Source organism: Acinetobacter towneri, assembly GCF_001758345.1.
In the GTDB taxonomy this organism is placed as follows: domain Bacteria; phylum Pseudomonadota; class Gammaproteobacteria; order Pseudomonadales; family Moraxellaceae; genus Acinetobacter; species Acinetobacter towneri_A.
This window is the reverse complement of the sequence record NZ_MKQS01000011.1, coordinates 89,900-115,378: the sequence shown is the minus strand read 5'-3', so window position 1 is coordinate 115,378 and position 25,479 is coordinate 89,900. Positions and strand designations below refer to the sequence as shown.

At 41.7% G+C, this 25,479-nt stretch carries 26 protein-coding genes; 19 read left to right on the top strand and 7 right to left on the bottom strand.

Annotated elements, in window-relative coordinates; translation table 11 throughout:
* Nucleotides 1-147 precede the first annotated feature (147 nt).
* Both BJN41_RS07560 and BJN41_RS07555 read left to right on the top strand, forming a co-directional pair.
* A complete protein-coding gene (locus BJN41_RS07560) occupies nt 148-1,251 on the top strand; it encodes a YjgN family protein (RefSeq protein ID WP_070154322.1) in 1,104 nt (367 codons plus the stop codon).
* Between the two features lie 14 nt (nt 1,252-1,265).
* Nucleotides 1,266-2,297 carry a M48 family metallopeptidase gene (locus BJN41_RS07555; RefSeq protein WP_070154320.1) on the top strand — a complete coding sequence of 344 codons (1,032 nt, stop codon included), beginning with the start codon at nt 1,266-1,268 and terminating at the stop codon, nt 2,295-2,297.
* A gap of 10 nt (nt 2,298-2,307) precedes the next feature.
* Here the strand turns inward: BJN41_RS07555 and BJN41_RS07550 are convergent, their stop codons facing one another.
* On the bottom strand, nt 2,308-2,589 hold the full coding sequence (locus tag BJN41_RS07550) for a DUF2218 domain-containing protein (protein WP_026438120.1): 282 nt from the start codon (nt 2,587-2,589) through the stop codon (nt 2,308-2,310).
* 229 nt (nt 2,590-2,818) lie between these two features.
* Between BJN41_RS07550 and rpe the strand changes: the two genes are divergently transcribed.
* The 8 genes from rpe (at nt 2,819) to BJN41_RS07510 (ending at nt 10,300) form a co-directional block, all read left to right on the top strand.
* Nucleotides 2,819-3,505, top strand: coding sequence for a ribulose-phosphate 3-epimerase (gene rpe / locus BJN41_RS07545; protein WP_004975246.1), 687 nt, complete (start codon nt 2,819-2,821; stop codon nt 3,503-3,505).
* A 426-nt stretch (nt 3,506-3,931) separates the two neighbouring features.
* Nucleotides 3,932-4,453, top strand: coding sequence for a hypothetical protein (locus tag BJN41_RS07540; protein WP_227515224.1), 522 nt, complete (start codon nt 3,932-3,934; stop codon nt 4,451-4,453).
* 45 nt (nt 4,454-4,498) lie between these two features.
* On the top strand, nt 4,499-6,466 hold the full coding sequence (locus tag BJN41_RS07535; protein WP_070154316.1) for a multicopper oxidase domain-containing protein: 1,968 nt from the start codon (nt 4,499-4,501) through the stop codon (nt 6,464-6,466).
* Nucleotides 6,453-7,406: a copper resistance protein B gene (locus tag BJN41_RS07530; RefSeq protein WP_070154314.1), complete on the top strand. Its 954-nt coding sequence runs from the start codon at nt 6,453-6,455 to the stop codon at nt 7,404-7,406. The genes BJN41_RS07535 and BJN41_RS07530 overlap by 14 nt, the downstream gene beginning before the upstream one ends.
* A gap of 122 nt (nt 7,407-7,528) precedes the next feature.
* Nucleotides 7,529-8,590, top strand: coding sequence for a cation transporter (locus tag BJN41_RS07525; RefSeq protein ID WP_070154313.1), 1,062 nt, complete (start codon nt 7,529-7,531; stop codon nt 8,588-8,590).
* A 152-nt stretch (nt 8,591-8,742) separates the two neighbouring features.
* Nucleotides 8,743-9,060, top strand: a complete 318-nt coding sequence (locus tag BJN41_RS07520; RefSeq protein WP_070154310.1) for a DMT family transporter — start codon at nt 8,743-8,745, stop codon at nt 9,058-9,060.
* A gap of 57 nt (nt 9,061-9,117) precedes the next feature.
* On the top strand, nt 9,118-9,600 hold the full coding sequence (locus BJN41_RS07515) for a methylated-DNA--[protein]-cysteine S-methyltransferase (RefSeq protein WP_070154308.1): 483 nt from the start codon (nt 9,118-9,120) through the stop codon (nt 9,598-9,600).
* A 61-nt stretch (nt 9,601-9,661) separates the two neighbouring features.
* Nucleotides 9,662-10,300, top strand: coding sequence for a nuclease-related domain-containing protein (locus BJN41_RS07510; protein ID WP_070154306.1), 639 nt, complete (start codon nt 9,662-9,664; stop codon nt 10,298-10,300).
* A gap of 62 nt (nt 10,301-10,362) precedes the next feature.
* Here BJN41_RS07510 and BJN41_RS07505 read toward each other — a convergent pair whose 3' ends face one another.
* Complete coding sequence (locus BJN41_RS07505; RefSeq protein ID WP_070154351.1) at nt 10,363-11,130, bottom strand: hydroxymethylpyrimidine/phosphomethylpyrimidine kinase; 768 nt, start codon at nt 11,128-11,130, stop codon at nt 10,363-10,365.
* Between the two features lie 88 nt (nt 11,131-11,218).
* On the opposite strand from BJN41_RS07505, the gene BJN41_RS07500 reads away from it, so the two are divergent.
* Both BJN41_RS07500 and BJN41_RS07495 read left to right on the top strand, forming a co-directional pair.
* Nucleotides 11,219-11,875 (top strand): HAD-IA family hydrolase, encoded by a 657-nt coding sequence (locus BJN41_RS07500; protein ID WP_070154305.1) that lies wholly within the window; start codon nt 11,219-11,221, stop codon nt 11,873-11,875.
* Between the two features lie 109 nt (nt 11,876-11,984).
* Nucleotides 11,985-12,332 carry a hypothetical protein gene (locus BJN41_RS07495; protein WP_004975264.1) on the top strand — a complete coding sequence of 116 codons (348 nt, stop codon included), beginning with the start codon at nt 11,985-11,987 and terminating at the stop codon, nt 12,330-12,332.
* A gap of 117 nt (nt 12,333-12,449) precedes the next feature.
* On the opposite strand, the gene hemJ is transcribed toward BJN41_RS07495, so the two are convergent.
* Entirely contained in the window at nt 12,450-12,902 is a 453-nt protein-coding gene (gene hemJ, locus BJN41_RS07490) for a protoporphyrinogen oxidase HemJ (RefSeq protein WP_004975266.1), read from the bottom strand.
* 18 nt (nt 12,903-12,920) lie between these two features.
* A complete protein-coding gene (locus tag BJN41_RS07485; RefSeq protein ID WP_070154303.1) occupies nt 12,921-14,150 on the bottom strand; it encodes a beta-ketoacyl synthase N-terminal-like domain-containing protein in 1,230 nt (409 codons plus the stop codon).
* A 284-nt stretch (nt 14,151-14,434) separates the two neighbouring features.
* Here BJN41_RS07485 and BJN41_RS07480 point away from each other — a divergent pair, with 284 nt between their 5' ends.
* The 7 genes from BJN41_RS07480 (at nt 14,435) to rimI (ending at nt 22,480) form a co-directional block, all read left to right on the top strand.
* Nucleotides 14,435-15,943 (top strand): EcsC family protein, encoded by a 1,509-nt coding sequence (locus BJN41_RS07480; protein WP_070154301.1) that lies wholly within the window; start codon nt 14,435-14,437, stop codon nt 15,941-15,943.
* A gap of 138 nt (nt 15,944-16,081) precedes the next feature.
* Entirely contained in the window at nt 16,082-16,456 is a 375-nt protein-coding gene (rpsL, locus tag BJN41_RS07475; RefSeq protein ID WP_019837219.1) for a 30S ribosomal protein S12, read from the top strand.
* A gap of 179 nt (nt 16,457-16,635) precedes the next feature.
* The gene (gene rpsG / locus BJN41_RS07470; RefSeq protein WP_004975277.1) at nt 16,636-17,106 is read left to right on the top strand and encodes a 30S ribosomal protein S7; all 471 of its coding nucleotides are present in this window, start codon (nt 16,636-16,638) and stop codon (nt 17,104-17,106) included.
* Between the two features lie 131 nt (nt 17,107-17,237).
* A complete protein-coding gene (gene fusA / locus BJN41_RS07465) occupies nt 17,238-19,373 on the top strand; it encodes an elongation factor G (protein ID WP_070154299.1) in 2,136 nt (711 codons plus the stop codon).
* A gap of 95 nt (nt 19,374-19,468) precedes the next feature.
* Nucleotides 19,469-20,659 (top strand): elongation factor Tu, encoded by a 1,191-nt coding sequence (gene tuf, locus BJN41_RS07460; protein WP_070154349.1) that lies wholly within the window; start codon nt 19,469-19,471, stop codon nt 20,657-20,659.
* Nucleotides 20,660-21,034: 375 nt separating this feature from the next.
* On the top strand, nt 21,035-21,916 hold the full coding sequence (locus BJN41_RS07455; protein WP_070154298.1) for a metal-dependent hydrolase: 882 nt from the start codon (nt 21,035-21,037) through the stop codon (nt 21,914-21,916).
* Between the two features lie 105 nt (nt 21,917-22,021).
* Nucleotides 22,022-22,480, top strand: coding sequence for a ribosomal protein S18-alanine N-acetyltransferase (gene rimI / locus BJN41_RS07450; protein WP_019838271.1), 459 nt, complete (start codon nt 22,022-22,024; stop codon nt 22,478-22,480).
* Nucleotides 22,481-22,519: 39 nt separating this feature from the next.
* Here rimI and BJN41_RS07445 read toward each other — a convergent pair whose 3' ends face one another.
* From BJN41_RS07445 to trxB, 3 genes are all read right to left on the bottom strand, one after another.
* A complete protein-coding gene (locus BJN41_RS07445; protein ID WP_070154296.1) occupies nt 22,520-23,335 on the bottom strand; it encodes an arginyltransferase in 816 nt (271 codons plus the stop codon).
* Between the two features lie 24 nt (nt 23,336-23,359).
* Complete coding sequence (aat, locus tag BJN41_RS07440; protein ID WP_070154294.1) at nt 23,360-24,091, bottom strand: leucyl/phenylalanyl-tRNA--protein transferase; 732 nt, start codon at nt 24,089-24,091, stop codon at nt 23,360-23,362.
* Nucleotides 24,092-24,198: 107 nt separating this feature from the next.
* Nucleotides 24,199-25,152, bottom strand: coding sequence for a thioredoxin-disulfide reductase (gene trxB / locus BJN41_RS07435; RefSeq protein WP_070154293.1), 954 nt, complete (start codon nt 25,150-25,152; stop codon nt 24,199-24,201).
* Nucleotides 25,153-25,479: the final 327 nt, after the last annotated feature.

Here is a 25,479-nt window from a genome sequence, read left to right as displayed (position 1 = left end):
ATTGATTTTTCAAACTTTTCTAGGCAAGTTGTTCACTTTTTATTAGAATGGTGGACACTTGCTTTTTACCATTTGGAAAGATTACTCATTTGGGTTTGAGCGTCTGGGTAAAATAACGACTGTACAATAAAATAAATAAGGCATCACATGCACAATTCAGAATGGGATTCACCACAACAAGCAACGCCATCTTCCCCGTTTTTTCCAGCGGAGCCTACGACGCCACCCGCACGGAATCCATTACTTGGACGGATTCATCATTTTCAATTTCATGGTAGTGCCTCAGAGTATTTTGGCATTTGGATTGTTAATATTTTGTTGATGATCATGACCTTTGGGTTGTATGCACCGTGGGCAAAAGTGCGTCGTTTGCGCTATTTTTATGGCAATACCGAATTAATCAAACGTCGTTTTGATTTCACGGGTATCCCACATAAAATTTTATTAGGACGTTTAATTGCCATCGGAATTTATGTTGTGATCTCGGTGATTTCCAATTATTCAGTCAAAGCCATGGTTATTGGCGTGGTGGTTTTATATTTGGCTGTGCCATGGTTGATTCGAGCGACCATCCGTTTTAAGGCGCGAAATAGTAAATTTGGCAATGCGCGTTTTTATTTTTCAGGCAGTAACAAAGAAGCCTATTGGGTATTTTTAAAATGTATCGTGATTAATCTGTTTACATTGGGCTTATTTTTTCCTGTGTTGGTGTGGATGTATAAGCGTTATTGCTTAGACCATTTATATGCAGGACAGCTTAAATTTAAGCTGAAAGCAGATTGGCCAGCGTATATGCGCGCGATGTATATACCTATTTTATTGTTCTTTGGCATTTTGCTTGCAGTCGGGATAATGTTGGCTTTGGCAGGACAGTTGAGTCGTAATCCTGCGCAGTTGGTTTGGTTATTTCTAGCAGTTTATCTTTTGGGGGTGTTTTTAATTTGGCCACTAATGTCGGCGCGAATTTTTATCACTACATGGAACAATACCAGTATCAGTCGTAGTGAATTTCAGACCGATTGTGGGCAGTGGCACTATACTTGGATTGTGGTGACCAATTGGATTGTGAAAGTCCTGAGTTTGGGTTTAATGACCCCATGGGCAGCTATTCGTTTATATCGCTATCAGGTTGAGTCTTTAAGTCTACATTTAAAAAATGATCCAGATTTGATGATCAATCAACTGCAAGCTGAACATAGCGCACTAGCAGAAGAAATCAGTGATATTTTTGATATTGATGTATCGCTGTAAGCTAGGAGATGAAGATGGCGGCGCAGATCGTGGATGTGGTGTTTTATGATGGTGTGGTGTCTAAACCATGGGCAGCCAAAATCTCTCCTATAGATGCTCAGTCGGTACTTATCCGCTATGGTGAAAATTTACAGCAACAACGACGTTATCATTATCAAGACATGATGTTGGTGGGCGCACTAGGTAAAATTCAACCTGTCATTGAACTCAAAGATGATGCGCGTATTGAATTTTCCCAAGCCTTGCCTGAATGGTTTCAACTGCGAAATAAACAGGTGCAGCATTCTATTTGGAAATTGGAACGTACGCCAAGCCTAATTGTATTTAGTCTGGTTTTTGTGTTGTTGATGGTATTTGCCACAGTGCAATGGGGCATCCCAAGTGCATCCAAATACGTTGCTTTTCAGTTGCCTGCGAATACCTTAAAGCAAATTGGTGATGAAGCAGAGCGTTATATCTTAGACATGACAGCGCCAAGCCAACTGCCCGCAGCGCGTCAGCAGAAAATTCTAACAGATTATCGACAGCTTATTGCAGGAGATAMACCTGCCAAAGTGCTGTTTCGACAAGGTGATCGCTTAGGCGCGAATGCTCTGGCAATTCCGAATAACACCATTATTTTGACCGATGAATTGGTGGAATTGGCACAGAATGATCAGGAAATCATTGGCGTGTTGGCACATGAGCAAGGACATTTGGCCGAAAGACACAGCTTGCAACAGGCTTTATCGAGCTTAGGGTTTAGTATTATTTTGCTCGCGATTACAGGAGATGGTACAGATTTAGTTTCGACCTTGCCTGTTGCGCTCGTAGGGGCAAATTATTCACGTAATTTTGAATCTGAAGCAGATCATTATGCTTTAAATACGATGCACGCTCAGGGCATTCCAACCATTCATTTTGCACATTTTTTGGAGCGTTTGGCAGAAGATGCAGGTGAAGACATCGCCAAAAGCCCTTTGGATTTTTTGCAAAGCCATCCTGCAACACAAAAACGTATTCAAGCGGTTAAGGATTTTGAACAGACGCAGCGTTTAGCGCCTTAACATGAAACAGTTAGTAGCGTTGCCAAACTGCGCTCAATACTGTTTGTCCCATACAACTTAAATGATCAAGCACGACTTGTTCAAGGTAACTTAAATCTGTTTCAGTATTTTTTACTTGAATTTTAACCACAAGCTCATCTGTTTGAGGCGTAAGCAGAATTGTGGCACTTGGCATCATAATTTGGTATTGGGTTGCGTTTTCTGCAACATCAAATTTATGTTTCCAGTGGTTGAGTAGACGCTTGGCAATACGGCTTGCTTGCGTTGTTTGAATATGGGCAGAACTGTTTATCATCTGTTGAAACCAGCATTTTGTTCAAATGAGTAATGGTGTTCACCATAACAAAGCTAGACTGAAAGAACAGTGGAATGCTGCAACAGAGCGTTGCGGAGATAGAATTATTAAATTGGATGATCCAACTGAATCATCGAACTGAATGATCCAATCGTAACAGAATCCACCACATCAAGCAGTCTTTGCTATAATGCGCCACAATCCCAATATTCAGCTAGGTTCTCCCATGTCCAAGCCTTATTTAATTGCGCCGTCTATTTTATCTGCAGATTTTGCTCGTCTAGGCGAAGAAGTGGAAAATGTACTTCAGGCAGGTGCCGATGTGGTGCATTTTGATGTGATGGATAATCACTATGTACCGAATTTAACTTTCGGTGCAGGTGTATGTAAGGCATTGAAAAACTATGGTATTACTGCACCAATTGATGTGCACTTAATGGTAAAACCTGTAGACCGCATGATTGGTGATTTTCTAGAAGCGGGCGCAGACATTATCACGTTCCATCCTGAAGCTTCAGAGCATATTGACCGTTCATTGCAACTGATTAAATCGGGTGGGGCAAAAGCGGGTTTGGTCTTTAACCCTGCTACACCGCTGCATTATTTAGATTATGTACTTGATAAAGTTGATCAGATTTTACTCATGAGTGTGAACCCAGGTTTTGGTGGGCAAAAATTCATTCCAATGACTTTAGAGAAATTACGTCAGGCACGTCAAATCATTGATGCTTCAGGTCGTGATATCCGTTTAGAAGTCGATGGGGGTGTGGGACCTGCCAATATTCGTGAAATTGCAGAAGCGGGCGCAGATATGTTTGTTGCAGGCTCAGCAATTTTTGGCAAGCCAGACTATAAAACGGTGATTGATGAAATGCGTGCTGAATTGGCAAAAGTTGGCGCAGTCGAAGTATAAATTTCTACAATCACAAGTGCTTATGCTGTGGATAACTTTGTAGATAACCGTATGGATATCTATGTTGATAACACTATGGATAAACAGATTAATTTATAAACATTGGTACATCAGTGGTTTATGAATTATACAAAATAAGTATAAAAAGGATTCAATCGAATCCTTTTTGTTTATTTTAAATACACTGAATTTATTGAGTATTTACTCAGTTAATTATAAAAATAAGTTGCTTAATATATAACTTGATTGTTTTAGTTGGCTTTCAAATCGCACGGATTCATTCTGTTTTTCAATGTAGAACATATTGTGTATAAGTGGAGCATGAATTATATTGAGTGAATTGTAGATTGTGGATTGCACTTGGCAAAAATGTTCAATTCTTGCGCAGGTTTGAGTCTAGATCTTTCATACTCAGGAATTCATTTAGTGCTGACTCAACCCTACAAACAAATGTGGTTTGTTGTCCTGATGGCATTTGTCATGGGGTGGAGTGGTATTGTCAGTGCTGCGGTCAAACCTGCACATGATTGGATGATGTCAAATCAGGCAGCAGGGTCTGAGATTCGACATTCTGCAACCGCAGCGAGTGAAATGACATCTTTACCAGATTGTCATACCACAGCTTTACAAACGCATCCTGAAACCAAGCAGCATTTATCTGGGCATGATCCCAATGCCAACCAGCACCTCAGTCAGCACACATCTGCAACTGAACCCAATTTAAATGCGGCAGATTGTTATGGCTCGGCTGATTTTTCTGCTACTGACATGAATTGTCAAGACTGTGTGCAGTTGCATTGTCAAAACTTAAACAGTGTGTTGCATGTGCAAGTCCCTGAACTGATTCAACCTGTAGCACTCTCATCTGTCAATATTCTATTGCCTGCTTATCACGCTCAACATTTACTTGGGCATTGGCAGCAAATTTTACGTCCACCCAAAGCTTAATCCTGAATTCAAAACACTTTTACGTTTTATTTTAAGGATTAAGTCATGTCTAAATTTTATCAGCCTGCGCTGTTTTTAACAGTCTGTGCATTGTGTTCGAGTTCTGCATTTGCTGCGGTCAAGGAATATCACCTGACCATTGCAGAACAAACGGTCAATATCACGGGAAAACCTGTTCAACGTATTACAGTCAATGGACAATTTCCCGCGCCTGCACTCGAATTTGAAGAAGGCGATGAGGCGGTAATTCACGTTAATAATCAATTAAAAAATCAGGACTCATCTATTCACTGGCATGGTTTATTGTTGCCCGGTTTGATGGATGGTGTGCCTGGATTTAATGGTTTTCAAGGGATTAAGCCACAAGGACATTTTGTTTATCAATTTAAAGTACGTCAAAGTGGTACCTATTGGTATCACGCACATTCCAAAGGTCAGGAACAAGATGGTCTATACGGCTCTTTGGTGATTCATCCTAAAGCCAAGCCAGCCGTAAACGCACATGAATACACAGATCGTGATTATGTGGTGATGCTGTCAGATTTTCATGAAAAATCTAGCAATCAAATTCAGAAAGATTTAAAAATTTCAGCCGAGTTTTATCAAAATCAGCGTGAAACCTTAGGTGATGTTTGGCGTCAAGTACAGCGTGATGGGTTAAAAGCCACATGGTCAGACCGCAAAATGTGGAATCAGATGCGCATGCTGAAAACCGACCTTTCCGATGTCACAGGCTATACTTTTTTAATGAATGGCAAGACACCTGAACAGAACTGGACAGGTGTATTTAAGCCAAATGAAAAAGTGCGTTTACGTTTTATCAATGCCTCTGCCATGTCGTTTTATGATGTGCGGATTCCAAACTTAAAAATGACAGTGGTCAGTGCCGATGGTCAGCCAGTCAAACCTGTTACTGTGGATGAATTTCGTATCGGCACTGCAGAAACCTACGATGTGATTGTTGAACCTCAAGCAGCGCATTATCAAATTGAAGCGGAATCAATAGACCGCTCAGGTTTTGCTGTGGGTAGCTTGCAGAGTGAACTTCATTCTGCAACATCAAATCTACAGCTACCGGCAGCGCGTCCACGTGCTTTACTCACCATGCAAGATATGGGGCATGCCACAGAGCATTCAGGTGATGATCATTCCAAAATGAATCATGCGGCAATGTCGGAAATGGATCATTCGAAAATGAATCATGCTGCGATGTCTGAGATGGATCACTCCAAGATGAATCATGGGGCAATGCCTGAGATGGATCATTCCAAGATGAATCATGCAGCGATGTCTGAAATGGAGCATTCGAAAATGAATCATGCATCAATGTCTGAGATGGATCATTCAAAAATGAATCATGCGGCGATATCTGAAATGGATCACTCTAAAATGAACCATGCAACGATGTCTGAAAACGCGAATACCCAACATCGCATGCCTTCAGCAGAACACAAAAATGTAGTGGTATATGGATGGGCAAATGCTTCTACACCTGCGGGGCATAAGGCCTTGAATTATGAGGATTTGAAATCGCTGCAGCCACAAGCAGATACACGTGAACCCACCAGTGAATTGGTCGTGCGTTTAGGCGGTACGATGGAGCGTTACATCTGGACAATCAACGGCAAGAAATTTAGTGATGCCACACCGCTCAAGGTGAAATATGGTGAGCGTATTCGGATCAAATTTATCAATGACAGCATGATGGCGCATCCAATGCATTTACATGGCATGTTTATGCAGTTGGAAAATGGTCAAACGGCAGCAGAAATGCCGAATAAACACACATTAATTGTKCCGCCAGGTCAAACTGTAACTGCACTGCTTACTGCAGATGAATTAGGTGAATGGGCAATACATTGTCATTTGCTCTATCACATGAGCGCGGGAATGATGAATAAATTGATTGTAGCGCAGGTGAGTGAAAATGAACCGCTTTCAACCACAGCAATTCAAGCCACTCAAACCTCTTCAGCGACAGCGCAAAAAGGAGCAACACATGCACAACATTAATCTTTTTGCGAAAACGGTTTTAAGTATTTCTGTCTGCTGCATCAGTACAGTTGGGCTGGCAGCGACAGAGGAACATAGTGCACATGCTAGTTCCGCAGAGGTTGCAACAATCGCTGCTCAGGAAGATACTCAATCGCATCAATCGCATCAATCGCATCAATCGCATCAATCGCATCAATCGCATCAATCGCATCAATCGCATCAATCGCATCAATCGCATCAATCGCATCAATCCGCCTCGCCCGTACAAGAGTTGCAGTCACATGATCATCGTAAAGAACATGGTGCGCAAATATATACGGTGAGCACTTTAGATACACAATGGCAAGTGAACGACCATGCCGAGGGAGTACTCAAATCTGAATTACAAACTCGTATTGGAACTGATGAAAACAAGTTGTTTGTGAAAATTCATAGCGATAAGCACGAATCACAAGCGACTGAATATGATGCCAAGTTGTTATACAGTCGTATGATTTCAGATTTCTGGGATGTGCAAGCAGGTGTGCGTTATCGACATGAAGTGAATCAGCAAGCGCATCAAACAGACCGAGAAAATAAGTTTGACGCTGTGCTTGGCTTACATGGTTTAGCTCCATATTTTTTTGAAACCGATGCTTATTTTTATTTGGGTGAGGATCAATATGCGGCTTTGAGTTTGGAAGCCACACGGGATCTGTTATTGACTCAGAAATTGATTGCACAGCCTTATTTAGATGTAGATGTTATTCTGCAGGATGATGCCAAATATGCGAAAAAAACAGGACTCAACCGCGCGGCTGTGGGTGTGGAAATGCGTTATGAAATCAGCAAGAACATCATGCCGTATATCAGTGCAGGTTATGAATATACGAAAGGCGATCAACACACTGCTTGGCAGTCTGCAACCGATTCCGAGCAGAGCGGCTTATATGCGATAGGCTTGCGTTTCAGGTTTTAATGATTAGGGGTATTTATCAATGATTAAGTCAATGGATCGTTGCTGCTTCTAAATAGAATAGATTGTCCCTAAATACATAGGCTTGGTTTATACTGAGCCTATTGTATTTTTGGGTGTGGCGTATGTCTTCATCAACTCAAGATCCTCAATCGAATCAAGATAAAAACTTAGAAAACCAAAATCTAAACAATACTGGCTGTGGTTGTGATACGCAAAAAAATGTAAACCAGCCTTGTGCAACTGCGCCTACACACTCCAAGTCATGTGGCGATACAGGCTGTGGTTCGTCTTGCGATACAGAAAAAAGCTGTGCTGATCAAAATAGCTGTACATCTGCAACGACTGCCAAGACAGATAAATCAACAGTCGTAGGTTCTGAACTTTTGAGTCCGTGGGTGAGTGCGTACCATATTCCTAAAATGGATTGCGGTGCTGAAGAACAAATGGTGCGAATTGCTTTGGCAGACCATAATGATATTGCTGCCTTATCTTTTGATTTGCCTGCACGACTTTTAAAGGTTTATCACAACAATCAATCTGCCACAGAAATCACCCATAAATTAGAAGCATTGGGTTTGGGTGCTGTGTTACAACAAACTGAAGCCAATACACAAACCGAATTGCCTGTATCTAACAGCGCTGCACAACTAAAAGTGCTGTATGCCTTGCTTGGCATTAATGCTGCTATGTTTTTGGTGGAATTGATTGCAGGTTTAATTGCATCTTCTACAGGGTTAATTGCCGACTCCTTAGATATGTTTGCCGATGCCGCCGTGTATGGTTTGGCACTATTTGTGGTGGGACAATCGGCTAAAAAGCAACTTAAAGCTGCACATCTTTCAGGTTGGGTGCAATTGGCTTTGGCCGCATTGGTGATTGTGGATGTACTGCGTCGTTTCGTCTTGGGCAGCGAACCAGAATCTATGTTGATGATGCTCATTGGCGCTGCTGCATTGGTAGCGAATGTCACTTGTTTATGGCTGATTTCAGGGCATAAGGATGGTGGAACCCACATGCAGGCTAGTTATATTTTTTCGGCCAATGACGTAATTGTGAATTTAGGCGTGATTATCGCGGGCGGTTTAGTGATGCTCACAGGCTCGAATTATCCAGACCTGATCATTGGCTTAATTGTGGCCATGTTTGTGTTGAATGGTGCGCGCAAAATTTTAAGTTTAAAATAGGTACGGGTACAGTATCGCTGTGCGGTAGCTTAAATTGCAACAGGAGGAACGACCTCCCTTGTTTGGGTTTTTGGAAATAGTCAAAGCGACTAAATACTCGACAAGAAAAATCTTCAGGACGGCCTGATTTCATGATATTGAAGGAGGGCGTTATGGCCTGGATGATGTTGATATTGGCGGGKATTTTTGAAGTGGTTTGGGCATATTCCATGAAGTTGTCTGACGGCTTTAGTAAATTAACGCCCAGTATCGTGACTATCTTTTTTATGATTTTAAGTTTTGCGCTTTTGGCCTATGCCATGCGTACTTTGCCATTAGGCACGGCTTATACGATTTGGACAGGTATAGGCGCAGTCGGTTCATTTTTAGTGGGTGTTTTTGTGTTAGGCGAACCTGCCAGTGCTATGCGTATGTTGGCAGCTGTTCTGATTATTTCAGGTTTGGTCCTCATGAAGGTATCGTCAAGTTAGTTATTTTGGCTTTATTTAATCAATTGTTTCAACACGGCATATTCAGAGGAGTGGGGCATGCAATTGCTATTTACTGAAATGGACACGCCTGTGGGTGTGCTTAAATTGGTGGCTCACGATCACGCATTGGTTGCGGTAATGTGGGATAACGAAGATCATAAACGGGTACGTTTAGCCAGTTTAGTTCGACAAGATGATCATCCAATTTTGCTCAAAACTCAGCAGCAACTCCAAGAGTATTTTGCAGGTCAGCGTCAGCAATTTGATGTGCCTCTTGATTTTGAAGGCACTGAATTTCAGAAGAAAGTCTGGCAGGCGTTATTAAGCATTCCTTTTGGAGAAACTCGTAGTTATAAGCAAATTGCAGAACAAGTCGGTAGTGTGAATGCGATGCGCGCCGTAGGTGCGGCAAATGGTAAAAACCCAATTTCGATTATTGCGCCGTGTCATCGGGTGGTGGGTGCAAGCGGAAAACTGGTGGGCTTTGCAGGCGGTTTGGATAATAAAGCGATTTTGTTAAAGTTAGAATCATCAACTTAAAAATTTTAAATAACTGAGATTCAATAAAAATTTTTGATCTAAATAAAATAGAGCAGAGGAAATGTTAAAAACATTATTGTTACAGTTTTGGTGGCTTATTCTGCTTGTTGCAGGTGTAGGACTGTTCAAAATTTTCAAACCTTTTCTAAAGGGAAAGGCGGGGGAACTCGCAGTAAGTATGCATGTGAAGTTGTATTTAGATGAACATTATATTTTGTTGAATGATGTAACTCTGCCTGATGAGTCCGCAGGAACAACTCAAATAGATCATATTTTATTGAGTCCTTTTGGAGTTTTTGTGATCGAAACAAAAAACTATAAAGGCTGGATTTTTGGTGGAGAACGCCAAAAAGTATGGACACAAAAAATTTATAAAAAGAGCTATAAGTTTCAGAATCCTGTCTATCAGAACTATAAGCATATAAAAGTTTTGGAATCAGTATTGAGCGATATTGTCGAGCCTGAATATCTGCATTCTGTGATTGTATTTATGCCAGACTGTGAATTTAAGACTTCCTTGCCTAACAATGTTTTTAAAGGCAGTGCATGGGTTGAGTATGTCAAAGGTTTTCGGAATGAAGTTATTTCACCGATGAAACTGAAACGTATCCAACTGAGAGTTGAAAAAGAATTACTTGATAAGTCTTGGAAAACCAATCGTCAGCATGTTGAAAATTTAAAGCAAAGGCACGAACGTTAAAAGTTGCAATAAAAAACCCTGATACAGTGTGATCAGGGTATGAAAGAGTTGAACGTTAAATACTAAAACCTTTTCGGAATTTTCTGTCCATTCGGTACAGGCGTTTCCGCATTTTTAAGCACACCAAACAACCAAGTTTCAGCATGTTGTACCGCTTGTTTCAGTTGATCGCCTAATGCCAAGCGCCCTGCAATAAAACTTGCCAATGAACAACCTGAACCGTGATATTCACCTTCAAGACGTGGACAGCGGGTTTCTGAAACTATTTCATTGTCAATATACAGCACATTACGAATATGATCAGGCGTATCTTCATGTCCACCTTTGACCAAAACAGCCTGTGCCCCCATTGCAAATAATTTAGCTGTTGCACGTTCTAAATCATCTTCACCCGTTAAAGCGCGTAATTCCACAGTATTTGGCGTGATTAACGTCGCCAGTGGAATTAACTCGACAAATGCCTGAACCAAAGTCGCTTGATCACCTAAAGACCCTCCGCTGTTGGCAACCAAAACAGGGTCAAGCACATATAAATAATCAGGATGTGCACGTAAAAAATTTGCCAGTGCTGCAATAWTATCCGTGGTGCCTAACATGCCCGACTTTACGACTTTAATGGGCAAATCATTCACCACTGCATTGGCTTGTGCCAATAACAATTCTTTAGAAGTGGCTTCAAAGCCAAACACTTGCTGAGAGTTTTGAATAGTCAGTGCTGTGCAGGCAATTGCTGCATGTGCACCGCTATTGCCAATGGCTTCAATATCAGCCTGTAAGCCAGCGCCACCCGAAGGGTCTAAACCAGAAAAACAAAGTACTGTTGGTCGCACACACATATCCTTAATTGCTTCTATTTACGTTAGTATAGGCAACTTTGGAATAACTCTCGATAGTCATTTAGACACATAGGCTGACATTGTGATAAAGAACCTTTTAATTGACTTGGATGGCACGCTGACTGACCCGAAAGAGGGCATTACCGCTTCTGCGCGTTATGGTTTGGCTAAGGTTGGACATCCTATTTCAGATACGGAAAATATTGATTGGATTATCGGGCCGCCCTTAAAAGCCTCTTTGGCAAAATTACTTCATGTGGATGTGCATGACGTATTGGCAGAGCAAGCCTTAGCAGGCTATCGAGAGCGTTTTGCTGCAACAGGCTTATTTGAAAATCATGTCTTTGAAGATGTTGCTGTAACATTGGCAGATTTAAAACAGCAAGGCTATCGACTGTTTTTAGCAACAGCCAAACCTGAAATTTATGCACGCCAAATTTTAGATCACTTCGATTTATTGCAATATTTTGAATATCCCTACGGTAGCGAACTAAATGGTGAGCGTACCAATAAAGCGGATTTAATTGCCTATATTTTGCAGCAAGAACAATTGCAACCTGAACAATGTTTAATGATTGGAGATCGTGAACACGATATTTTAGGTGCACGAGCCAATGGAGTCGATTGTGTTGCAGTCGAATACGGCTATGGTTCGGCTCAGGAGTTAGACTTGGCTGCACCAAAACATAGAATTCAGTGTTTTGCGCAAATTTTGTCGGTGCTTGAACAGTTATCTTGATGAGTGAGATGCTTACATCTGTTTGCATTTCTAGCGCAGTGTTATTGCAAAGATCGTGCTTCAATATTTAATTTGAATATTTAATTTTAATATTGAAAGAGGGTATGTGATGAAGATATTTAGTCAATCTATTGCAGTAGTAGCGGTTTCAATACTGATGACTGCATGTGCCAATCATGCTGCTACATCCACAACACCTACTGCGCAGGTCGAAATGTACACATCATTGCAACATCGACAGTGTGAGCCAGATTCAGGTTTAACCCTTACGGAAATTGTTCAGCGTTTACAGCAAGCACAGATTCAGGTGAAGCGGGCCAGTGTAGGTTCAGATGGGCGGATGTATGCACAGGTCTGTGGTGGTGCAGATGGAAAAATTGCTATTGTCACGATTCCTCAATCTCAGCAGAAACAAGCAGCGGCATTGGGCTTTCAGCCTTACTCACAAATACGTTGAATTAAAGCATAAGTGCTGTTTTTAGTTGTCACCCATAAAAAAACCTCAGTTCTTTGCACTGAGGTTTTTTTACAACCGAATCAGGTTGAGATGTCAGGATACTTGGCGTTTCAAATTTTAGAACTGTGGTTTTACCACGACTAAAATTACAATCGCTAATAGCAGCACAGTCGGCATTTCATTGAAGAATCGCCAGAACTTGTGTGATTTATAATGCGCATTGCCAATCAGTTTTTGGCGGTAATAGCCACAAACTAAATGGTAAATCACCAATAAACCGACCAATGCTACTTTCAGGTAAAACCATAACGCATCGTGGTAATTGCGGGTCGCATCGCCCCAATCTACCAAAAAGTGTGCCGTGATGAGGGTGGCAATCATAGACGGCCACATAATCCCTCGGTACAACTTGCGCTCCATGATTTCAAAACGCTGATGGCTCAGTGTATCTTCACTCATGGCATGGTAAACATATAAACGTGGTAAGTAGAACAATGCAGCGAACCAGCAAACCACGGCAATAATATGTAATGCTTTTACCCATAAAAAAGCATCAGAAGGTGCATCCATCGACTATCCTATAGGAGATTATTCATCCCACTTCTTGAAAATAAGGCAGGCATTTACACCGCCAAAACCAAAACTGTTACTCATCACAGTATTCAATTTTGTGTCGCGTTTTTCAAGTACGATATCAAATGCTTTCGCGCCTTCATCAAGTTCAGTGACGTTGATGTTTGGTGCAATGAAGTCATTTTGCATCATCAAGACAGAATAAATTGCTTCTTGAACGCCTGCAGCACCCAAGCTGTGACCAGTCATTGACTTCGTTGAGCTAAGAGCAGGCACTTTACCTTCACCAAACGCACGTTCCATGGCTTTCAATTCAGTCACGTCGCCTGCTGGAGTAGAAGTACCATGTGTGTTCACATAGTCAATTGCGTCTACACCGTGTTGTTTCGCTTCGTCTAAAGCCATCAAGATACAACGTGTTGCACCTTCACCGCTTGGTGCAACCATGTCTGCACCGTCAGAGTTTGCAGCATACGCAACCACTTCAGCTAAAATATTTGCACCACGTGCTTGTGCGTGTTCAAGTGATTCAAGAACCACGAAACCACCACCACCTGCAATGACGAAACCATCACGGTCTGCAGAGTACGGACGAGATGCTGTTTCTGGTGTGTCGTTGTATTTAGAACACAAAGCACCCATCGCATCAAACAATAAKCTTTGTGACCAGTGATCTTCTTCACCGCCACCTGCAAGCATTAAATCTTGTTTACCCAATTGAATTAGGTTGTAGGCATAACCAATTGCATCGGCAGAAGTTGCGCATGCACTGGTAATTGAGTGCGCGATACCTTGTAATTTGAATGCAACGCCCAAGTTTGCCGTAATGGTGTTCGACATGTTACGTGGTACGAAGAACGGGCCAATTTTACGTGCGCCTTTTTCTTCAAGTAGCTCAATCATTTCTGCAACAGATGCAGTTGAGTTACCGCCTGAACCACCCGCGATACCGTAACGTGGGTTGCCTGCTAAATCTTCTTGCTTTAAGCCCGCATGTTCAATGGCATCTACTGCAGCGTTGTAAGCGTACATCGCACACACGCCCATAAAGCGTTTTAATTTACGGTCAATGTGGTTAAAGTTTTGTTCTGCTGCTGCACTTACGTGGCTTTTGAAATTAAGTTCAGCATAAGTTGGGTTGGAACGTGTCCCAGAAATACCGTTTTGTAAAGAATGAGTCACAGCTTCTAAAGTATTACCAATGCACGAGTTAATGCCCATGCCGGTGATTACAACACGTTTCATCTACAGATCCCTTTTATGGTGATAATGTTGAGCCGAACACCGTGACTGCCAAGCAATCGCTGATACGGTATGACTCATGTCTTACAATTGCGTTCATAATAGCAGAAAGAATTTTGAATTCTTATGGCAAATATGATGCCACTTTGCAGGGAAGATCAAACCGCAGCGAAGCGGTAAATGAGATGCAGGAAGCCAACCAAAAGATACACAATCATATTGAGATAAACTTAGACTACACCTAGTATCTACCCATAAATCATAGAAATTAAAAATGAGGAGTAAGAATGTCAGATTCCAACAATAAACAATCAAGCGGATTCTTCTCGAATGCGATTGGAGTGGCTAAAAAGCTCAGCAGAACAGGCATCCATGTTTTGCAGCAAGTTGCACCAAGTGCTGTAGCGCAGGATGAGCACAGTGCAAAATCAGGTCAAATTATTGAAGGTCAGGCGCGTAGCTTTAGTGCTTTTCAAGCACGTCAATATGACAATCCTCAACACATGCTCAGACAGCATGTGCCACAAGTTTCACGTCAGCTTTTAGGTCGTCACTATAACCGCGTCAATCAGGTGGCGAGTTTTGTGTCGCCCGATTTTTCAGACAAAATTTCAGATTATTTATTTGATCAGTTGAATAGTTTTACTTCCAATATTAGCTCAGTTGATGATGTGCTTGATCAGGCTGGTGTACGTGATTTAGAAGAATTGACTCAAGATGTGGACCGTTCTAAGCGAATTAGTCAAGCACTCGCAGAACAAAATAAATGGATTGCATCACTGCAAGGTGCATTGACAGGTGCAACAGGAGTAATTGGTTCAACCATTGATGTGCCTGCATCTATTGTGATGTCTTTGCGTACCATTTATCAGGTGGGGCGTGCCTACGGTTTTGAACTGAACAAAGACACCGAGCAAGAAATTGTTCAGTTTATTTTTAAACAAATTGATTTTGGTGTCATTGCAGAAAAGCAAGCAGTGCTGATGGGGTTAAAAACCTTAACTAATATGCTACAAACTCATGATGTGCATCAATTACAAAATATGCTCGGTTCAAGCAATGATTATGAGGCTTTAAAGAAATACTTCTTGAATGAGCAAGGTCAAGTCAAATGGCCTTGGTTGAATCATGTACCTAAGTTTTCCATGTTGAATAAACTCACGCCTGTGGCAACTGCATCGGTGAGTGCCGTATACAGTTGGAAATTGGTGGACGATGTACATCACAAAGCGCAGCAAGTGTTTTCCAATGCCCGTAGCTATTTAATACAGCATAAAGACAGCAATTTATCGGCTATTCATGCGTATGAAAAATCATTGGAATTGCTGGCACAGGCTGCGCCTAAACTCTTGGAGCAATTGAAGGGCAATGAAGCCAAACATACGGAGCAAGATAGATTAGTAGAGGGGCAAGAGAGCGCAGAATCTGCGCCGTCAGATGCTTTAGAGCAAACCGTATCAGACCATGAAAGTATCAGAACGGTAAAAGTGCAAAAAAAATCGGACAAAGTGGAAACAACTGCAGCACAGCGTGATGAAAATATTCAGCAGGGTCTAGAAGAGTTGGCAGATCAAATGCTAGAGCCACATGCTGAAGTTGCACCACAAAAACCTGCTATACCTGCTGAAGAAATTGATGAATATATGCAGGAAGATGCTTTAGAGCCTGTGAAAGATTCAAGCCAAGTGGCTGAAACTGTTTCTGAAAATTCAGTAAAATCAAGCACAGAAACAGCAAAGCAGGTTACAAAAAAGCCGAGAACTCGTACAAGTACTCGCAAGCCAAAAGCTGAATAAAAACAAGTGATAAGTAGAAATATGGTTGGTATTTTAACTGCCTATGAAATATTGACCATTTTTCTATCTTCGCTTACAATTGCATGCCCTCAAAAAGTAGTATGTTTTGGGGCTTTTTATTAACGGGAGAATTGCCACATGGCAACAACAAATCAGTTGATCCGTAAGGGTCGTACGACTTTGGTTGAAAAATCAAAAGTTCCTGCGTTGAAGGCTTGTCCACAACGTCGTGGTGTTTGTACACGTGTTTACACAACTACACCTAAAAAACCTAACTCAGCAATGCGTAAAGTTTGCCGTGTTCGCTTAACTTCAGGTTTTGAAGTTTCTAGCTACATCGGTGGTGAAGGTCACAACCTACAAGAGCACAGTGTTGTTCTTATCCGTGGTGGTCGTGTTAAAGACTTACCAGGTGTACGTTACCATACCGTTCGTGGTTCTTTAGACTGTGCTGGCGTGAAAGATCGTAACCAGGCACGTTCTAAATACGGTGCTAAACGTCCTAAGAAATAATCTTTTGAAGATTAACCGCTTAGTTCATAGAACTGCAATCCTTTATCGTCTCGCTTGTCTGATTTCTGCATTTAATTTTGTGAAATTCAAGCGACGTGTAGTAAGGCCAGCGAAATGCACACGACACTTTGTGCTACGGCTGGATCACCCTGAAGTGTCATATTTATAGGTAGTTTAAAATGCCAAGACGTCGCGTAGTCGCTGCTCGTGAAATCCTTCCGGATCCTAAATTCAGCAGCCAAACAATCGCTAAATTCATGAACCACGTAATGCAAGATGGTAAAAAATCTATTGCTGAAAGTATCGTTTACGGTGCTTTAGACCGCGTTCAAGAAAAATCTAAAGTAGACCCAGTTGAATTTTTTGAAGCTACGCTTGAAAAAGTTCGTCCAATGGTCGAAGTAAAAGCACGCCGTGTTGGTGGTGCTACTTATCAAGTTCCTATGGAAGTACGCCCATCCCGTCGTACTGCTCTAGCGATGCGTTGGTTGGTAGATGCTGCTGCTAAGCGTTCTGAAAAAACTATGGCGTTACGTCTTGCTGGCGAGTTGCTTGATGCATCTGAAGGTAAAGGCGCGGCGATCAAAAAACGTGAAGATGTGCACCGTATGGCTGAAGCCAACAAAGCCTTCTCTCACTACCGTTTCTAAGCGGATAAAACAGGCCCTAATCAGGAGGGTGATGAATCGGTTGTCACTGAATTGTCATCAAATCGCTTTAAGTTGCTAGGCAGCTTAAAGCGTCCTGTTTTAAACAACAAAATTTAGGAATGCTAGAAATCATGGCACGTCAAACCCCAATTTCTCGTTACCGTAACATTGGTATCTCTGCGCACATCGATGCGGGTAAAACAACTACTTCAGAACGTATTTTGTTCTATACAGGTGAAAGTCACAAACTTGGTGAAACTCACGAAGGTTCAGCAACAACTGACTGGATGGAACAAGAGCAAGAACGTGGTATTACTATTACCTCAGCAGCTGTAACATGCTTCTGGAAAGGTATGGGTAACCAGTTTGATCAACACCGTATTAACGTAATTGACACCCCAGGACACGTTGACTTCACCATCGAAGTTGAACGTTCTATGCGTGTTCTTGACGGTGCGTGTATGGTTTACTGTGCTGTAGGTGGTGTACAACCTCAGTCTGAAACTGTATGGCGTCAAGCAAACAAATATAAAGTACCTCGTTTAGCGTTCGTGAACAAAATGGACCGTACGGGTGCAAACTTCTTCCGCGTAGTTGAACAAATGAAAACTCGCTTGGGTGCAAACCCAGTGCCTATCGTTGTTCCAATAGGTGCAGAAGATACATTCACAGGTGTTGTTGACTTAATCGAAATGAAGTCAATCATCTGGGACGAAGCTTCACAAGGTATGAAGTTTGAATACGGTGACATTCCAGCTGACCTTCAAGCAACTGCTGAAGAATGGCGTACTAACATGGTTGAAGCTGCTGCAGAAGCATCAGAAGAACTCATGGACAAGTACCTAGAAAGTGGCGAACTTTCTAAAGAAGAAATCATTGCTGGTTTACGTCAACGTACATTAGCGGGTGAAATTCAACCTGCAATGTGTGGTTCTGCATTCAAAAACAAAGGTGTTCAACGTATGTTGGACGCAGTCATTGAATTCTTACCTGCACCAACTGACGTTGAAGCGATCAAAGGTATCTTAGACGACAAAGACGAAACTGAAGGTTCTCGTGAAGCGTCTGACGAAGCTCCTTTCGCAGCGTTAGCGTTCAAAATCATGAACGACAAATTCGTTGGTAACTTAACGTTCGTACGTGTTTATTCTGGTGTTCTTAAAGCGGGTAGCCCGGTTTACAACCCAGTGAAAATGAAGCGTGAGCGTATTGGTCGTATCGTACAGATGCACGCAAATGACCGTCACGACATCGAAGAAATTCGTGCAGGTGACATCGCAGCGTGTGTAGGTCTTAAAGATACAACCACTGGTGATACATTATGTGACGAAAACCACGTAATTACACTAGAGCGTATGGAATTCCCAGAGCCAGTAATTGCATTAGCTGTTGAACCTAAAACTAAAGCTGACCAAGAAAAAATGTCAGTTGCTTTAGGTCGCTTGGCGAAAGAAGACCCATCATTCCGCGTTCGTACAGATGAAGAATCTGGTCAAACGATCATTGCGGGTATGGGTGAACTTCACCTTGACATCATCGTTGACCGTATGAAGCGTGAATTCAACGTTGAAGCAAACATTGGTAAACCAATGGTTGCATACCGCGAAACGATCAAAAAGACGATTGAACAAGAAGGTAAATTCGTTCGTCAAACTGGTGGTAAAGGTAAATTCGGTCACGTATTCGTACGTTTAGAGCCGCTTGATCCTGAAGCTGGTAAAGACTACGAATTCGCTGAAGAAGTTGTAGGTGGTGTAGTACCTAAAGAATTCTTCGGTGCAGTAGACAAAGGTATCCAAGAACGTATGAAGAATGGTGTCTTGGCTGGTTACCCAGTTGTAGGCATTAAAGCGACATTATTCGACGGTTCTTACCACGATGTCGACTCTGACGAATTATCGTTCAAAATGGCGGGTTCTTACGCGTTCCGTGACGGTTTCATGAAAGCAGATCCTGTTCTTCTTGAGCCAATCATGAAAGTTGAAGTAGAAACTCCAGAAGACTACATGGGCGATATCATGGGTGACTTAAACCGTCGTCGTGGTATGGTTCAAGGTATGGACGACTTACCTGGTGGTACTAAAGCAATTCGTGCAGAAGTTCCACTTGCAGAGATGTTTGGTTACGCAACACACATGCGTTCTATGTCTCAAGGTCGTGCGACTTACTCTATGGAATTTGCTAAATATGCTGAAACTCCACGTAACGTGGCAGAGGGCATCATTGCTAAATTCCAGTCTGGTGGTAAAAAAGGTGACGACGAGTAATCTTTCGATTACTATAAGCGCAAACTAATTTATAGTTAAAAAACCTAATGCTCATGGAGTGATCCTCCATGAGTTGTTTTAAAAAGGAAGATCTCATGGCTAAGGCTAAGTTTGAACGTAATAAGCCACACGTTAACGTGGGCACAATCGGTCACGTTGACCATGGTAAAACAACTTTAACAGCTGCAATTGCAACTGTATGTGCAAAAAAATTCGGTGGTGAAGCGAAAGACTACGCTGCAATCGACTCTGCACCAGAAGAAAAAGCACGTGGTATTACAATTAATACTTCACACGTAGAATACGACTCTCCAACTCGTCACTACGCGCACGTAGACTGCCCAGGCCACGCCGACTATGTTAAAAACATGATCACTGGTGCTGCTCAGATGGATGGTGCGATCCTTGTATGTGCTGCGACTGACGGTCCAATGCCACAAACTCGTGAACACATCCTTCTTTCTCGTCAGGTAGGTGTACCTTACATCATCGTATTCTTAAACAAATGCGACCTTGTAGACGACGAAGAGCTTCTTGAACTGGTTGAAATGGAAGTTCGTGAACTTCTTTCTACTTACGACTTCCCAGGTGATGACACTCCTGTAATCCGTGGTTCAGCACTTGCTGCACTTAACGGTGAAGCTGGTCAATACGGTGAAGATGCTGTAGTTGCTCTTGTTGAAGCGCTTGACACTTACATCCCAGAGCCAGTACGTGCAATTGACCAAGCATTCTTAATGCCAATTGAAGACGTATTCTCAATTTCTGGTCGTGGTACAGTGGTAACTGGCCGTGTAGAAACTGGTATCGTGAAAGTAGGCGAAGAAGTTGAAATCGTAGGTATCAAAGACACAGTTAAAACAACTGTAACTGGCGTAGAAATGTTCCGTAAACTTCTAGACGAAGGTCGTGCGGGCGAGAACTGTGGTGTTCTTTTACGTGGTACTAAGCGTGAAGACGTACAACGTGGTCAAGTACTTGCTAAGCCAGGTACAATCAAGCCACACACCAAATTCGATGCGGAAGTATACGTACTTTCTAAAGAAGAAGGTGGTCGTCACACTCCATTCCTTAACGGTTACCGTCCACAATTCTATTTCCGTACAACTGACGTAACTGGTGCAATCCAGTTGAAAGAAGGCGTTGAAATGGTAATGCCTGGTGACAACGTTGAAATGTCAGTAGAATTAATCCACCCAATCGCAATGGACGCTGGTTTACGCTTCGCGATCCGTGAAGGTGGTCGTACTGTAGGTGCGGGTGTTGTTGCTAAAGTAACAGCATAATCACTTTATAGTGTGAAAAAGTGCTCCGTTTGGGGCGCTTTTTTTATGGCTGTATTTTGCGTGCTAGTTTCCAGATGGATGAAAGCTTGCTGTATTGATGGTTGAAATAACGCTCTTTGAACCTTGAATCAATCTACAAAATATTTTATGACCTTCTTTTGCTATGGTGTTAATAGCTTATTTTTTCTCGTAAATAAAAAAATAATTTCACTTATCTTTATTTTTTGTTGCTCATGTCCTGAACTGACAATTGGCTGTCCTTAAGTGCAGTTAAATAACGCACAGAAAACCGTAATATGAAATCATACCGATAAATAAAAAAAAGTGGGTTACAGCGTGAGTAACGTCATGGATGTATCCTCAGGAGTAAGTAACATGAATGCTAAGTTGAGTGTAAGTGAACGTGCTGGTGCGAGTTTTCCTGTCCGTCGTATGAATTTCAACTTTGATGCTGTACCTGAATATTGGATGAGTGGTAATGCAGGCTTAACTCATTTTATGACTGCTTTATCTGCATTATTCCCTGCAGGTGAGAAGTTTTTTATAGATAGTGTACGTGCGGTGCGTTATCACCCAATGCTGAAAGACAATGCAGATTTACAGAAAGAAATCAGTGCATTTATTGGACAAGAAGCCATGCACACGCATGAGCATGTTAGTTTTAATGCCGCTGCACAGAAATTTGGACATGATGTAGATACTTTAGATCGTTATACAGATATCGTGATTCAAACCAGTCGAAAATTTATAGCAAAGTTAGCTAAACCGATTGGTATTACGCAGGAAATGGTAGATTTAACTTCAACTACTGCGCTAGAACATTTCACAGCAACGATTGCTTCACAATTATTGACCAATTCACATATTCAAGAATTAATGACTGATGACACCATGAAAGCTATGTGGTTGTGGCATGCCATTGAAGAAAATGAGCATAAAGCTGTGGCTTATGATGTGTTTGAAGGTGTGTTTGGCAAAGGTGTGAAAGCCTATGCACTCCGGACAAGTTCTTTGGTTATCTCGATGCTGACTTTGTTTTTAGTTCAAAACTATTTTCTATTGCGTTTGTTAAAACAAGACAAGCAATTGAATCTAAAAAATTTACGTATGATTTATCGTTATGCTTATAGCCCATCAAAAGGGATTATTACCGGCATGGGCAAAGAAATGTTGTTCTATTTCAAGCCGAATTTTCATCCTAACGATTTTGACACCACAACTTTATTAAATACTTGGAAAGCTAAATTAGGCTTTTAAACTTTTCCCTTTGGTCTGGCAACGTAAGTTGCCTTTTTTTTTGCTCGATTTTTTTGTAGTGAAATCTATAATGCCTACATCTTAGAACAGCACAAGATCATTCTTATGATTCGTTTAATGCAGACCCATGATGTCGCTGATGTGGTTGCGATTGAAAATTTGGTACAAAGTCATCCGTGGAGTACCAAACAATTTGCCGAAGCGGTGGACAGTTACCACAGTACCGTGATTGAACACGCAGGGAAAGTGGTGGGTTTTTGTATTTTACAACCTGTGTTGGATGAAGCAAATTTGTTGTTGATGGCGGTACACCCAAGCCAGCAAGGCAAAGGTTTAGGTTATCAACTGCTAGATCATTCTATTGCGGGATTGAAGAACCAACCTGTGCAGATTTTTTTAGAAGTGCGTGAAAGTAATTTAGCCGCGATAGCCCTGTACGAAAAGTCAGGTTTTCATCAAATTGATTTACGTAAAAATTATTATCCTAAAACGGATGGGACACGCGAGCATGCCATTATTATGGTGAAATCTTGTAGTGATGATTTTGCCAGTTTGTTTAAGTAAATCTGATGAAGGTAAAAACTGGTCTTGTGCGAATTCGGTTTATTTGATGATGGAGTTATTCCAACCTAAGGGCAGCGTGGTCATTAAGGAGTTTCCCAACTGCTGCACCTCATCGTTATTTAGGCTGCGGTTAATACGGCGCCATTGACCATCAAGCAGTAGCTCAAGGGGCACATATTGTGATTTATAATTCATTTTATTGGAATGTGGTACCCAATAGCCTAAGTAAACATATTGCAGTCCCAAATGCTGTGCCTGTTCAATTTGTTTTAATACCGCAAATGTTCCGAGTGAGCGACGACTTTCGTCTGGGTCAAAAAAGGTATAGACCGCAGAAATACCATCATCTAAATAATCACAGGTCGATACCGCAATTAGGCGATCTGCTTGCCAAACTTCTAAAAAGAAGCTGCTGGTACAACTGTGGATTAAAAATTTTTCAAATTGGTCACGGCTGGCAGGGAACATATCGCCATCGGCATGTCGTTCATTGATATAGCGTTCATACAGTGCATAATGCAAATCGCCAGCATCTTGTGGCTTTGTAATTTTGATCTGTAAATCGTGATTGCGTTTCCAAGCTTTCTTTTGGGTGCTATTCATTTTAAATTCAGCGACAGGAATACGCGAAGAAAGGCATTGACGGCATAAATGACATTCAGGACGATAGACAAAATCGCCACTGCGACGAAAACCGACCCGAGAAAGTTCAGACAAGGTTAGCACATCAATTTTATGTGCAGGGTCTAAAAAAACCATTCGCGCAGATTTTTCAGGTAAGTAGCTGCAATCGTGCGGCGGAGTAATGTAATACTGCAAATCATTTAGCAGGGATTTTGGGTGATATGAATTCATTGTCAAGATCCCTCTCTGTTATTGTCATTCAAGTAGGCGCGCATATTGCGCTATTGTTTTACTTGAAAATACACTGTCCTGATATTTTTTCCAATTGATTGCAGGTTGTTTTACAACATCTTGTAACGATTTAAGATAGTCTTGGCGAGAAAGTGTACATGCTCCGAGACTGATTAAATGGTCATTGACCAATTGGCAGTCAATCCAAGGCAATTGTTGTTCTTGTCCGAGCAGCATCAAACTATAAAATGCCATTTTGGAGACATCGGTACGATGGCTAAACATGGACTCGCCAAAACAGCCTTTACCAATGCTGACACCATATAAACCACCGACCAAAAGATCTTGCTCCCAAACTTCTACACTATAGCCATAACCTGCTGCAAAAAGCTGACAATAACCTTGAATGATCTCTTCAGAAATCCAAGTTTCATTGGCGTAGCTACGGGGCAAGGCACAATTGCGAATCACTTGTTCAAAGGCATGATTAATAGTAATGCGATAATCTATTTTTTTCATGTTGCGGATTAAAGACTTACTCGGCTGATAATGTTGCGGAATAATTACGCAACGTGGCTCAGGACTCCACCAACAAATAGGATCACCTTCTGAAAACCATGGAAATAAGCCATGTGTATAGGCTTCATATAAGGTTGAAGGGGAAAGGTCTGCACCTACACAAATCAAGCCTTCACCCTCAGGATCAACTTCAATGGGATCGGGGAAAATGAATTGTGAAGCCGGGAGCGTGTGCATATCAATTGCCGTATGAAGTTTTACGATGAACTTGATTTCATCATACCTAAAAATGTCGTGATAAAAAAACCGCTCAAGGAGAGCGGTCTTTAAACTTGGACACTAAATTATTCACCAAGTGCATCTAAATATTTTTCTGCATCCAGTGCTGCCATACAGCCTGAACCTGCAGAAGTAATCGCTTGGCGATAAATGGAATCGGCTACATCACCCGCAGCAAATACGCCAGCCACAGAAGTTTGTGTCGCATTGCCTGCAGTGCCGCTTTGTACTTGGATATAACCATCACGCAAGTTTAATTGACCTTCAAACATGCCTGTATTTGGTTTGTGACCAATTGCAATGAATAAGCCAGACACATCAACATCTTGAGTAGAGCCATCAGTGGTTGATTTTAAACGTACTGAAGTTACGCCTGTGTTGTCGCCCAAGACTTCATCAACTTGGTTATTCCAAAGAATACTGATTTTGCCTTCTTTTTCTTTGGCAAATAAATGATCTTGCAAGATTTTTTCAGAGCGAAGTGAATCACGACGATGCACCAATGTCACGTGTGATGCAATGTTAGACAGGTATAATGCTTCTTCAACAGCCGTGTTACCACCACCAACGACCATCACTTTTTGGTTTTTGTAGAAGAAACCATCACAGGTAGCACAAGCACTTACGCCTTGACCCATAAATGCTGCTTCAGATTCTAAACCTAAATATTGTGCAGTCGCACCTGTGCAAATGATTAAAGCATCACAGGTAAATTCTTCCATATCGCCTTTGAGTACAAATGGGCGCACATTCAGGTTCACTTCATTGATATGGTCATACACGATTTCTGTGCCAAAGCGTTCTGCATGCGCTTGCATACGTTCCATTAACGCTGGGCCTGTTAAACCTTCAGGATCACCCGGCCAGTTATCAACTTCCGTAGTTGTGGTGAGCTGACCACCCAATTGTAAGCCTGCAATTAAAGTCGGTTTTAAGTTGGCACGTGCAGCATATACTGCGGCACTATAACCTGCAGGGCCTGAACCTAAAATAATTAAACGTGAGTGACGAGCGCTCATGCACAGCATCCTTTTTTTATTTAGAAATTTATGGAATTATACGTGAAACAGGATGAGTTTGCTGTGTGATTAAAGTTGATATTACTGATCATGTAAATCGATTTGAGCTATATAGAAAAAGTTAACAACACACTTCAATAATCTTGCATCTTTTTCTAGGCAACACATGCATAATAGAAGGTCTGTTATAATTTATAGCTTGCTGTGTGGTGAAGCTTGCATCGTGAAATGCAACTTAAATGACACAGCTAAATGAAATACAGACGCTCCGAATCAGGTGGCTTTTTAAGACCATCGAACAAACAAAAAACATTGATGAAGAATTGG